General features: G+C 72.8%; 8 protein-coding genes. 2 read left to right on the top strand and 6 right to left on the bottom strand.

Annotation, left to right across the window (positions count from 1 at the left end):
• Positions 1–1,887 (bottom strand): DUF6350 family protein (locus tag ACFWU9_RS11245; RefSeq protein ID WP_384316589.1); only part of this gene is annotated, 1,887 nt, incomplete at its 3' end.
• A gap of 115 nt (positions 1,888–2,002) precedes the next feature.
• Here ACFWU9_RS11245 and ACFWU9_RS11240 point away from each other — a divergent pair.
• Positions 2,003–3,361, top strand: coding sequence for a helix-turn-helix domain-containing protein (locus tag ACFWU9_RS11240; RefSeq protein WP_384316587.1), 1,359 nt, complete (start codon positions 2,003–2,005; stop codon positions 3,359–3,361).
• Between the two features lie 129 nt (positions 3,362–3,490).
• On the opposite strand, the gene sucD is transcribed toward ACFWU9_RS11240, so the two are convergent.
• The 5 genes from sucD to ACFWU9_RS11215 all read right to left on the bottom strand — a co-directional run bounded on the left by sucD (position 3,491) and on the right by ACFWU9_RS11215 (position 10,737).
• Entirely contained in the window at positions 3,491–4,375 is an 885-nt protein-coding gene (sucD, locus tag ACFWU9_RS11235) for a succinate--CoA ligase subunit alpha (protein ID WP_384316586.1), read from the bottom strand.
• Between the two features lie 20 nt (positions 4,376–4,395).
• Complete coding sequence (gene sucC, locus ACFWU9_RS11230; protein ID WP_384316584.1) at positions 4,396–5,571, bottom strand: ADP-forming succinate--CoA ligase subunit beta; 1,176 nt, start codon at positions 5,569–5,571, stop codon at positions 4,396–4,398.
• A 275-nt stretch (positions 5,572–5,846) separates the two neighbouring features.
• Positions 5,847–7,106, bottom strand: a complete 1,260-nt coding sequence (locus ACFWU9_RS11225; protein ID WP_384316582.1) for a VWA domain-containing protein — start codon at positions 7,104–7,106, stop codon at positions 5,847–5,849.
• Complete coding sequence (locus ACFWU9_RS11220; protein WP_384316580.1) at positions 7,103–9,604, bottom strand: DUF5682 family protein; 2,502 nt, start codon at positions 9,602–9,604, stop codon at positions 7,103–7,105. Before ACFWU9_RS11220 ends, ACFWU9_RS11225 begins: the two co-directional genes overlap by 4 nt.
• Complete coding sequence (locus tag ACFWU9_RS11215) at positions 9,601–10,737, bottom strand: AAA family ATPase (RefSeq protein ID WP_384316578.1); 1,137 nt, start codon at positions 10,735–10,737, stop codon at positions 9,601–9,603. The genes ACFWU9_RS11220 and ACFWU9_RS11215 overlap by 4 nt, the downstream gene beginning before the upstream one ends.
• A gap of 119 nt (positions 10,738–10,856) precedes the next feature.
• Between ACFWU9_RS11215 and ACFWU9_RS11210 the strand changes: the two genes are divergently transcribed.
• Positions 10,857–12,239, top strand: a complete 1,383-nt coding sequence (locus tag ACFWU9_RS11210; RefSeq protein ID WP_384316576.1) for an SWIM zinc finger family protein — start codon at positions 10,857–10,859, stop codon at positions 12,237–12,239.
• Positions 12,240–12,279: the final 40 nt, after the last annotated feature.

Here is a 12,279-nt window from a genome sequence, read left to right as displayed (position 1 = left end):
CGGGGTGGGGGGGGGGGGCGGGGGGGGGGTGCGGGCGGTGGGGCCGCCGGCCCCGGGGGGGGCGGTCCCGACCTCACGCGCCGGGTGGGGCGCGCCCACGCCGGCGGGGGCGCCCGCGCCGGAGCCGGGGTCCGAGTCGGAGTCCGGGCCCGAGTCCGAGTCGGTCGAAGGATCACTCGACGCCTCGGTGGTCTCCCGGTCCTGCCACGCGTTCGTCGGCAGGAAGTCGTACGTGTCGTCCTCCGGTTCGGCGCCGTCCAGCGTCGGCGGTGCGTCCGCCCCGCCCCCGGCCTTCCCGGCCCCCTTCCCGGACTCCGCCGGACCGTCGTCCGAGCCCTTCTGCTCGGAATCCTGGGAATCCCGGTGCTCCTCGGGCTCTCCTCGCCGCCACGGCCGCCGTCGCCACCAGGCGCTCTTACGGGTGGCACCTTTGTCCGGTGCGTCCGGCGGCGTCTCCACCGGCACCGCGCTCTCCTCCACCGTCTCGATCACCACGTCCGTCTCACCCATCACGTATCCCTCTCCCTCGTCGTCCGCCTCGTCCAGCTCATCGACCTCGTCGGTCCCACGTCGTTCGCGCAGCCGCCAGAGCCGTAGCACCAACGCCGTCGGTACGGCGATCCCCACCGTCCAGACCAGCGCCGCCGCCCCGGTCAGCCACCAGGCCGGCCCGAACTCCACCAGCCGCCCCGTCCCCATCGGGCCGCCGGCGACCGCGGAGAGCGCGGCCATCAGCACCGCGCACCCGGCCCCGGCGAACGCCGTCGCGAACGCGGTGTCGCGCGCGTTCCAGGCCTCGTCCCGCTCGGCGAAGGGCGGTGCGGCCACTCGTACCGTGGCCCGGGCGATCATCACCCCCGCCACGACGGGCACGACACCCGCCGCCCAGGTCACGGCCATGCCGGGGCCCTCGGCGGGTACGGCGGCCAGCAGCGGGAAGGGCGGCAGCGCGGGGCTCCCCGTGACGGCGAGCGGGGTGACGGTCGCCGACGTACCGAGGGCGAAACCGGGGCCGAGGGCGTACGACGCGCTCCAGACGGCCGCGTTCGGGAGCAGCGCCACGCAGAGCAGCAGGACGGCGATCCGTCCGGACCAGGTCGACGCCAGTTGCAGGAACGATTCCTGCGCGGCGCCCGCGTGCCACACCAAAGCACAGGTGACCAGCAGGAATCCGCCGCCCAGCAGGGCCGCCACCCCGACGTTCGCCGCGCGCATCACCACGATGGCCCGGCGGCGGCGGCCCGCCGCGACCGCCCCCGCGGCCTCCGGGTCCAGGACCTCGCGCTCGGCACCGTCCTCTCTGAGACCCGGCAGCCGGTCGAGCAGCCGGCTGAGTGGCCGCCCGCTCCCCACCCAGACTCCGGCCAGCGACGACAGCACCGGAACCAGCGGCAGTCTGAGCGCCGTGGTCAGCGAGTCCGTGGCGAGCGGGCCGCCGCGCGCGTAGACCACGACGGCGATGCCGACCAGCAGATAGCCGCCCGCGACCGTGCAGAACGCGCCGAGCGGCGTGAGCTGCGGCCGGCCCTCTTCCGGTTCCAGCGCGTCGCGCGACGACCGGTAGACCAGCCACACCGGAAGCGCCACGACCAGCAGGGGTACGAGTCCGATGGGGGCGGGCACCCCTGACAGCGTGTCAGGCCGTACGAGCTCGGCGCCGTGGGCCAGCAGCCAGAGCGCCGCCGCGATGTGCAGGGCCCCTTCCGCGCCGCTGTCCGGGTAGGGCGAGCTGATCCATGCCGCGATGACCAGCACGGCGAGACCGCCGAGGCCGAGGCCCGCGGCGAGGCCTCCCCGGAGGAACGCGGCGGTCAGCGCCGCGGCCCGGCCCCGCTCGGTGGCGGAGGCCGAGGACAACGTGGTGCTGCGCTCGCTCACTTGAGTCACGGCGCCATGCTGCCAACGACACGCGCTTAAACCGCGTAACGGGCCTATGACCGCTGTGTCGCTCAATATACGTTTATGTAGTTTTTCGCCCAGTACAGCGCCGCGGGAGTTCTTCATGACGCAGAGCACCACTCGTACCGACTCGGTGCCCCCGCTTCCCTCCCCCAAGGAACGGCGCAGGCTGCGCGAGGCGCGGGCCATGACCGAGAAGGAGCTCGCGCTCGCTCTGGGGATCACCCGGAAAACGCTCAGATCGTGGGAGAGCGGGCGTACGGCACCGGAGGGGCCCGCGGGCGAGGCGTACGCGCGGCTGCTGGCGGCGTACGCGGCGGAGCTCGAAGACGCCGGGGCCGAGCAGCCGACCGAGGCCCCTTCGCCGGTCGCGGGATGGCAGCCGCCCGATGCCCCGGCCCCGTCGGCGGGCCCGCCCCCGGCCCCCTACCCGGCCACGCGGCCGGCTCCCGCGCCCACGCCTCCTCCGGCTCCCGCTCCGGCCACCGACGCCCCCTCTCCGGCGACGGCTCCCGCCACCGCGCCCTCGCCCTCCCACAAGAAGCCGCTCAACAGCCGCCCCGTCCGTACGGTCACGCCGGACAGCCGGTCCCAGCAGGACGCCCAGCGCCGTAAGGAGAAGGCCGAGGCCCGGGCGGGAGCGGCAGCCGCCGAGGCCGCGAAACTCACGCCCGCACAGGCCTTCGACGAGCTGTACGCGCACTGCGCCCCCGCCCTCGTACGCCAGACGTATCTGCTCACCGGGCGCCGTACCCTCGCGCAGGAGTCCGTCGAGGCCGCCTTCCAACTGGCCTGGCAGAGCTGGCCGGAGGTCGCCGTCGACCGCGATCCCGCCGGATGGGTCCGGAGCGCGGCGTACGACTACGCGACCTCCCCCTGGCACCGGCTGCGCCGCGCACACCGGCGCGCGGACCCGGCCGACGGCGACCACGACGGTCGCCCGCTGCGCCGGGCGCTGCTCGATCTACCGCCCGTGTACCGGCGCACACTCCTGCTCTACGACGGTCTGGGCCTCGGTCTGCCCGAGGCGGCGGTCGAGACGGAGGCCACCACCGGGGCCACCGGGAACCGGCTGGTGCACGCGCGCCAGGCGGTCGCCGATCGGCTGCCCGACCTGGAGAACACCGCCGTCCTGCGTGAGCAGTTGCGCGAACTGATCGACACCGTCTTCGCCCCGGCGGTCGCGAGCGCGCCCACCGTGCGGCTCGCCGGCGAGCGCCGCGCCAAGTTCTGGACGCGGCTCGCGATCGCGGTCACCCTGCTGATCATCGGGGCGACGGCCTTCACGGTCGTCACGGCCCCGACGCGGTACGAACCGGTGCCCGCGCCAGGTCAGCGCGTGGGCGGCGTCCCCCCGCCGCAGGGACCGCAGAAGCTCAGCAAGCAGGACCTGAAGCTGCGTGACCAGCTGCGCTCCGTACCGGTGAACGGGCCGGGGCGGCTCGTGCCCCGTATCCCCTGACCCTCCCCCGGCCCCGCGTCCGCCGGGAGGAGAGAACGCGCGCGGGCCCGCACCACCTGAAAGGTGCGGGCCCGCGCGCGTTGTTCAGCAGGACGACTGCTGTACTCCGTAAGACCGTACAGCCAACAATCAGCCCGCGAGAATGGCCCGGGCGAGACCGGCCGTCTCCGTCGGCGTCTTGCCGACCTTGACGCCCGCGGCCTCAAGGGCCTCCTTCTTGGCGGCCGCGGTGCCGGAGGAGCCGGAGACGATGGCACCGGCGTGGCCCATCGTCTTGCCCTCGGGCGCCGTGAAGCCCGCGACGTAGCCGACGACCGGCTTGGTCACGTGCTCGGAGATGAAGTCGGCCGCACGCTCCTCGGCGTCGCCGCCGATCTCGCCGATCATCACGATGAGGTCGGTGTCGGGGTCGGCCTCGAACGCCTTGAGGGCGTCGATGTGCGTCGTACCGATGACCGGGTCGCCGCCGATGCCGATGGCGGACGAGAAGCCGATGTCACGCAGCTCGTACATCATCTGGTAGGTGAGCGTGCCGGACTTGGAGACGAGTCCGATCCGGCCGGGCTTGGTGATGTCGCCCGGGATGATGCCGGCGTTGGACTGGCCCGGGGTGATGAGACCGGGACAGTTCGGGCCGATGATCCGGGTCTTGTTGCCCTTGCTCGACGCGTACGCCCAGAAGGCGGCGGAGTCGTGCACCGCGATGCCCTCGGTGATGACGACGGCGAGACCGATCTCGGCGTCGACGGCCTCGACGACGGCGGCCTTGGCGTGGGCCGGGGGCACGAAGAGGACGGAGACGTCGGCGCCGGTCTTCTCGATCGCCTCCTTGACGGAGCCGAAGACCGGGACGTCCGTGCCGTCGAAGTCGACGGACGTGCCGGCCTTGCGCGGGTTGACTCCGCCGACGATGTTGGTGCCGTCAGCGAGCATGAGCCTGGTGTGCTTCATGCCGGTGGCACCGGTCATCCCCTGGACGATGACCTTGCTTTCCTTGGTCAGGAAAATAGCCATGGTGTTGGTGACCTTTACCTTTACTTCGCAGCCGCGAGCTCGGCGGCCTTGTCGGCCGCGCCGTCCATGGTGTCCACGCGCTGTACGAGCGGGTGGTTGGCGTCGACCAGGATCTTGCGACCCAGCTCCGCGTTGTTGCCGTCGAGGCGAACGACCAGGGGCTTGCTGACGGACTCGCCCTTGGACTCCAGGAGCGCCAGGGCCTGGACGATGCCGTTGGCGACCTCGTCGCACGCGGTGATGCCGCCGAAGACGTTGACGAAGACGGACTTGACGTCCGGGTCGCCGAGGATGATCTCCAGGCCGTTCGCCATGACCTCGGCCGAGGCGCCGCCGCCGATGTCGAGGAAGTTGGCGGGCTTCACGCCGCCGTGGGCCTCGCCCGCGTACGCGACGACGTCGAGGGTGCTCATCACGAGCCCCGCGCCGTTGCCGATGATGCCGACCTCGCCGTCGAGCTTGACGTAGTTGAGGTTCTTGGCCTTGGCGGCGGCCTCAAGGGGGTTGGCCGCGGCCTTGTCCTCAAGGGCCTCGTGGTCGGGCTGGCGGAAGTCGGCGTTCTCGTCGAGCGAGACCTTGCCGTCGAGCGCGATGATCTTGCCGTCACCGGACTTGATCAGCGGGTTGACCTCGACGAGAAGGGCGTCCTCCTTGATGAAGACGGTCCACAGCTGCTGGAGGACGTCGGCGACCTGACCGGCGATGTCGGCCGGGAACTTGGCGGCGGCGACGATCTCGGCGGCCTTCTCCGGGGTGCAGCCCTCGTTGGCGTCGACCGGGATCTTGGCGAGCGCTTCGGGGTTCTCCTCGGCGACGACCTCGATCTCCACGCCGCCCTCGACGGAGGCCATGGCCAGGAAGGTGCGGTTGGTGCGGTCGAGGAGGAAGGAGACGTAGTACTCCTCCGCGATGTCGGCCGTCTGGGCGAGCATCACCTTGTGGACCGTGTGGCCCTTGATGTCCATGCCCAGAATGGCGTCGGCCTTGGCGACCGCGTCGGCCGGGTCGGAGGCCAGCTTCACGCCGCCGGCCTTGCCTCGGCCGCCGACCTTGACCTGAGCCTTGACGACGGCCTTGCCGCCGAGACGCTCGGTCACCTCGCGCGCCGCCTCAGGCGTTTCGATGACTTCACCGGCCAGCACCGGTACACCGTGCTTGGCGAAGAGGTCCCTCGCCTGGTACTCGAACAGGTCCACGCGCGTCCGTCCCTTGTCTGTCTTCTAGAATTCGCCGTATCGCGGTTCGTAATCTGCGTGGGCGTGCCGCGACGGGCAACGTGACAGCACTTGTCACAAGGAAGGCGCAGACGGAGTCCCGGAGCGCGGCATGTCCGTCTCGCAGGTTATCCCCGAGGGCCGTGCACCCCTAAATCACAGATCACCCCTGAGCGGTGATACCTGTCACAGACACCGTGGCCACCGGATACGGGCCCGCTGCGGAGCCCTGGCGGGAGTGGTCGCCGTGAACGGTGTTAGGGGTGGGTCGCCGTGTCCGGTATCGGCAGGGGGCGCTTCTCGATCGCGGCCGCCATCACCTCCGGGAACAGGTCCGGGGTACAGGCGAACGCCGGGGCGCCGAGGGCGGCGAGAGCCGCCGCGTGGTCGCGGTCGTACGCGGGCGCACCCTCGTCGGACAGCGCGAGGAGCGCCACGAACTGCACGCCCGACGCCTTCATCGCGGCGACCCTCTTCAGCATCTCGTCCCGGATTCCGCCTTCGTAGAGATCACTGATCAGGACGACGACGGTGTCCGCGGGCCGGGTGATCCGCGACTGGCAGTAGGCGAGGGCGCGGTTGATGTCCGTGCCGCCGCCGAGCTGCGTGCCGAACAGGACGTCGACGGGGTCGTCCAACTGGTCGGTGAGGTCGACGACCGCGGTGTCGAAGACGACGAGCCGGGTGGAGAGGGAACGCATCGAGGCGAGGACGGCGCCGAAGACGGAGGCGTAGACGACGGACGCGGCCATCGACCCGGACTGGTCGATGCAGAGGACGACCTCCTTCTTCACGGACTGCGAGGCGCGCCCGTATCCGATGAGGCGTTCGGGGACGACCGTCCCGTACTCCGGGAGGTAGTTCTTGAGATTCGCGCGGATCGTGCGGTCCCAGTCGATGTCCCGGTGGCGCGGCCGGCTGACCCGCGCGGAGCGGTCGAGAGCGCCCGTGAGGGTGGCCCGGGTGCGGGTGGCGAGCCGCTTCTCGATGTCGGCGACGACTTTCCGTACGACGGCGCGCGCCGTCTCTTTCGTCGTCTCGGGCATGGCCTTGTTGAGCGACAGGAGCGTGCCCACGAGATGGACGTCCGCCTCGACGGCCTCCAGCATCTCCGGTTCGAGCAGGAGCGTGGAGAGTCCGAGCCGCTGGATCGCGTCGCGCTGCATGACCTGGACGACGGAGGTGGGGAAGTACGTCCGGATGTCGCCGAGCCAGCGGGCGACCGAGGGGGCGGAGGCGCCGAGCCCCGCGGAGCGGTTGGTGCCGCCCCTCCGGGACGTGCCGCTGTCCCCTCCTCCGTACAGGGCGGTCAACGCGCCGTCCATCGCGGCGTCCTGACCGGTGAGCGCGCGGCCTGTGCCGTCGGCGGAGTCACCGCCGAGCACCAGCCGCCAGCGCCTCAGGCGCTCGTCGGCCAGGTCGCTGATCGCGCCGCCCGTCACGTCGTCCCTCGCGCCGTCGCCGATGTCGTCCGTCGCGTCGTCCCGCATGTCGTCCGTCCGACCGGCCGTGGTCATCGGGCCACCTCCGCGAGGTCGTTGTCGTCGAGTTCGTTGTCGTCGAGGTCGGTGTCGTTGGCTTGCCCAACCGCGCCCGGTCCGCCGAGGAGCAGCCGCAGGACGGGGAGCACCGCGTCCGCGCGGGTCTCGTCGAGGCCGGCGCCGAAGCCGGGGATCCCCGCCTCGGAGCGGGCGGGCCGTGTTCCGCCGATGGCCGGTCCGCGCCGGACCAACTCACCGAGGGTGCGGCGCACTCCGGGCTCGTACGCGGAGAACGTACGGCGCAGAAGGGGCAGCACGTCCGTGAACGACGCGGCGGGCACCCCGGTAAGCCAGGTGTCCACGAGGCCGAGCAGCCGTTCGTCGTGGACCAGGAGCATTCCGCCGCCGGAGGCTCCTCCGACGAACCCCTCGATCCAGGCCGCCGCGTCGGCCGGCGGGGTGCCGGGCGACAGCGCGAGGCCCATGAGACGCGCGGCCTCGTCCTCCGGCAGCCGCCCGTCGTCCAGGAGCAGCCGGGCGGACCGGCCGCGGATGACTCCCGGCACGCTGTCCCGCGATGCCAGTGTGCGCAGCACCGCTCCCCAGCGCCCGGCCAGGTCCCCCGCCGGACGGCCGGGGGTGTCGGGCAGCAGGCCGATCGCGGTGTGGACGCTGTCGAGATGGCCTCTCATCTCGGCCGCGCCGTCGGCGTCCAGCGCGGCGCAGGCGGGCGGCAGTCCGACGCAGATCCGCTCGGCGAGCCCGGCGGCGACCTCGCCGAGCGCGGCGGTGTCGGTGGACCGTACGTCTCCGTAGCGCAGCGAGCGGGCGAGTGCGGGCAGGGCCTGGGCGAGATGGCCGACGTCCGCGTCGAGTGCGGCGCGGTCGGCCAGCGCCTTCATCACCACGGTTAGGGCGTCGGTGAGTTCGGCGAGGAGGCACTGCTCGGCGAGGGCCGTGACGTCGGAGAGCGCGGTCGCCGAGACCGCGCGGGACTCGGCCTTGGCGGTGGCGGCGGAGAGGACGGTGGTGCCCCAGACCCCGGCCTCGGCGACCCGTACGTACAGCTCGGGCTCCCAGCGCAGCCGCCAGCTCTCCCGGAAGGTGCCCGTGCTGCCCCGGCCCGCGGACGGCTCGCCCCAGCCGATGCCGAGCAGTCGCAGCCGGTGCAGCATTCTGCTCCGTCCGGCGTCGGTCTCCTTGCGGAGGTCGAGGTCCAGCTCGCGCTCCCGCGCTTCCGGCTTCAGCCGCAGCGAGCGCTGGAGCCGGGTCAGATCGCGCTGGAGCGGTACGGCGGGAGCGGAGTCGGGGACCTCGCCCAGGACGTCCCCGACGATGAGCCGGTCCCTGATGAGTCCGAGCGGCACATCCGACCCGTCGCACATGACGGCGCGGATGGCGTCGGTCGTCTCGGTCAGCCCGGCGAGCGGCCTGCCGCGCATGGCGGCCAGGGTCTCGGCGAGCCGGACGGCCTCGATGACATGGGCGGAGGAGATGGGCTGGTCCTCCTCGCGCAGCAGACCGGCGACCTTGGTCATCCAGCGCTCCACGGGGCGGTCGGGCGCGCCGAAGAGGTGTCCGTACCAGCCGGGCGAGTCGATTCCCGCGCCGTATCCGCTGTGTCTGGCCAGCCGGTGGTGGGTCCAGGGCACCCAGGTCATCTCGGACCTGACCTTGGGCAGTCCCTTGAGGAGGGCGCGGTCGGCGGTGGCCGTGGTGCGGGCGTCGAGTGCGGGCACGTGCCAGGCGCCGCAGACGACGGCGACCCGGTCGTCCCCGAACTCCTTTCGCGCGGCGCGGAGTTGGAGCCGCATGTATGCCTCGCGCACCAGGTCCCGCCGGTGCCCGCCGTCCCCGTACTCCTCGCGCAGCGCGCCCATCGCCTCGCCGACGGCGGCGAAGGGCGAGAACGGGTCGTCGGCGGCGCCGCGGTGCTCCACGACGTCCTCCCACCAGCGCTCGGCGTCGTCGTACCCGGCGGCTTCGGCGAGTACGGCGAGCGGGTCGATCCGCAACGCCCGCGCACGGGCCTCGGGATCGGGGTCAGGATCAGGGTCGGTGCTGGTCCCTTCGTCGGCCGGGCCGGTCTCTCCGTCCGGCGCTCGGTCCTCGTCCGTGAAGGCCAGTGAGTGGGCCGCCGGAAGGTCGATGAAGCGGACGGGGGCGTTGTGGGCGAGCGCCCAGCGGATCGCGACCCATTCCGGGGAGAACTCCGCGAGCGGCCAGAACGCCGCGCGCCCCGGATCGTCCACGGCGTGGGCGAGCAGCGCGACGGGCGGGCGCATCCCGGGATCGCCCGCGAGGGAGACCAACGCGTCGCCCTCGGGCGGGCCTTCGATCAGGACGGCGGACGGGGACGCCGCGTCGAGGGCGGCCCGGACCGCGCGGGCCGACCCGGGTCCGTGGTGCCGGACGCCGAGATACAACGGCCCGCTCCCCGCCGGACGGGCCGTGGCGCGGTCGGCCGGAGGCACGGTGTCTCCCGTCGGGTCCCGGTCGGCCGACGCGTCCGCGTCCCGGGCGGGCGTCGTCATGCGCCGACCTCTCGGCAGGCGCGGTAGAAGTCCTTCCACCCGTCCCGCTCGCGCACGACCGTTTCCACATACTCCTGCCAGATGACCCGGTCGGCCGCCGGGTCGCGCACGACGGCGCCGAGGATGCCCGAGGCGACGTCGCCGGGGCGCAGCACACCGTCGCCGAAGTGCGCGGCGAGCGCGAGGCCGTTGGTGACGACGGAGATCGCCTCGGCCGTGGAGAGCGTCCCGGACGGCGACTTGATCTTCGTACGGCCGTCGGCGGTGACGCCGTCGCGCAGCTCGCGGAAGACCGTGACGACCCGGCGGATCTCCGCGATGCCTTCGAGACCGCCCGGCAGATCGAGGGAGCGCCCGATCTGGTCGACGCGTCGCGAGACGATGTCGACCTCGGCCTCGGCGGTGGCCGGCAGCGGCAGGACGACGGTGTTGAACCGGCGGCGCAGCGCGCTCGACAGGTCGTTGATCCCCCGGTCGCGGTCGTTGGCGGTGGCGATCACGTTGAAGCCGCGGACCGCCTGGATCTCCTGGCCCAACTCGGGGACCGGCAGGGTCTTCTCGGACAGGATCGTGATGAGCGAGTCCTGCACGTCGGCCGGGATACGGGTGAGCTCCTCGATCCGGGCCGTCATGCCCTCCGCCATGGCCCGCATCACCGGACTGGACACGAGCGCTTCCCGGCTGGGTCCGTGGGCGAGCAGCTGCGCGTAGTTCCACCCGTACCGGATCGCCTCCTCGGGTGTGCCGGCCGTCCCCTGCACCAGCAGCGTCGAGTCGCCGCTGACGGCGGCGGCCAGATGCTCGGACACCCAGGTCTTCGCCGTGCCGGGAACGCCGAGGAGCAGCAGCGCGCGGTCCGTGGCCAGGGTGGTGACGGCGACCTCGATGATCCTGCGCGGGCCCACGTACTTCGGCGAGACGACCGTGCCGTCGGGGAGCGTGCCGCCGAGGAGATACGTGGCCACCGCCCAGGGCGACAGCCGCCATCTGGGCGGGCGGGGACGGTCGTCGGCCGCCGCGAGCGCGGCCAGTTCATCGGCGAAGGCGTCCTCGGCGTGCGGCCGCAGGACCTCGGCACCGGCCGTCCCGCCGACCGTCTCGGCGGTCGTCACACTCGTTTCGGGCATGGTCATGGCTTCCCCCTCCAGCTCGTTCGACCGGGTCTGGGAACCACCGTGCACCATGCCACTGACAATCGACCGTTTCCGCAGGTCGGAGCCGATTGTCAGTGGGGTCGCCTAACGTCTTGGGCATGGAAAAAGCGGGGGTGCGCTGGACGACGGAACAGGTGCTGGCGCTGGCGCCTGACGATGCGTCACGCAAGGCCGGGGCCAGGCTGAGCGCGGCGGGGCCCTGGTCGGAGGCGGGCAGCGGCGGCGAGGGGGCCGTGTGGGGGCTGTGCAAGGGGAGCGGCAAGAAGCCGTATCAGACGGTGATAGACACGAAAGGCCCGGCGTACGCGTGCAGTTGCCCGAGCCGGAAGTTCCCGTGCAAGCACGCGCTGGGGCTGCTGCTGCTCTGGGCGGCCGAGGGGGGCTCCGCGGTCAGGACCGTCCTGGACGTGGGTGACGGGCCCGCGCCCGACTGGGCGCGGGAGTGGCTGGACACCCGTAGAAAGCGGAGCGAGGAGCAGCGGGAGAAGGGGAAGGCCGACGCCGGCGGGGCGGGAAAGCCGGCCGACCCGGAGGCGGCCAGGCGCCGGGCTGAGCGCAGGGCGGCCCGGATCACCGGCGGGGCACTGGAGCTTGAGCAGCGGCTGACGGATCTGCTGCGCGGCGGGCTGGCGGCGGCCGAGCAGTCGGGTTACGGGCTGTGGGAGGAGACGGCCGCGCGCATGGTCGACGCGCAGGCGCCCGGACTGGCCGCGCGCGTACGGGAGTTGGGCTCGATCCCGGGCTCGGGGGCGGGCTGGCCGGTGCGGCTGCTCGAAGAGTCGGCTCTCCTGCATCTGCTGGATCAGGGCTGGCTGGGGATCGACCGGCTGCCCGCGCCGCTCGCGACGACGGTCCGTACGCGCGTCGGTCTTCCCTCTCCGGCCGACGGTCCACCGGTCAAGGACCACTGGCTGGTCCTCGCGCAGTACGACACGTCGGACGGCAAGATCACCACGCGCCGGATCTGGCTGTACGGGCGGGAGTCGGGGCGTACGGCCCTGGTGCTCGGGTTCGGCGCGGCGGGGCGGTCGCCGCAACCGGCCCTGCCGGTGGGCCGGGTGATCGAGGCGGAGCTGACGCCGCACGCGGGGGCGGGGCAGTTGCGCGCGGATCTGAGCGAGGAGATGGGGGTTCCGGAGCCGACAGGGACCGCCCCTCCGGGTGGGACGACCACGGCGGCGGTGGAGGCGTACGGCCTGGCGCTCCGGGAGGATCCGTGGCTGGACTCCTGGCCCGTGACGCTGACGGACGTCATCCCCGTCCCCGAAGGAGGGGACGGGGACGGGTGGCAACTGGCCGACGCCGACGGGGAGTCGGCCCTGCCGATCGCGCCGGCCGCCCTCGCGCGGCCGGGTCTGTGGAAGCTCGTGGCCATGTCCGGCGGTGGCCCGGTCACGGTCTTCGGCGAGTGCGGGCACCGCGGCTTCACGCCGCTCGCCGTCTGGTCGGCGGACTCCCCGGAGACGGTACATCTGAGGTGAGCTGAATCCGCCCGGCCGGCGCACCGCCCCGTCCCTCCTT

Origin of the sequence: Streptomyces sp. NPDC058653, from assembly GCF_042716895.1 — a bacterium.
Classification (GTDB): domain Bacteria; phylum Actinomycetota; class Actinomycetes; order Streptomycetales; family Streptomycetaceae; genus Streptomyces.
Note: the sequence above shows the minus strand (reverse complement) of the source record. Positions and strands in the feature narration are given on the sequence as shown.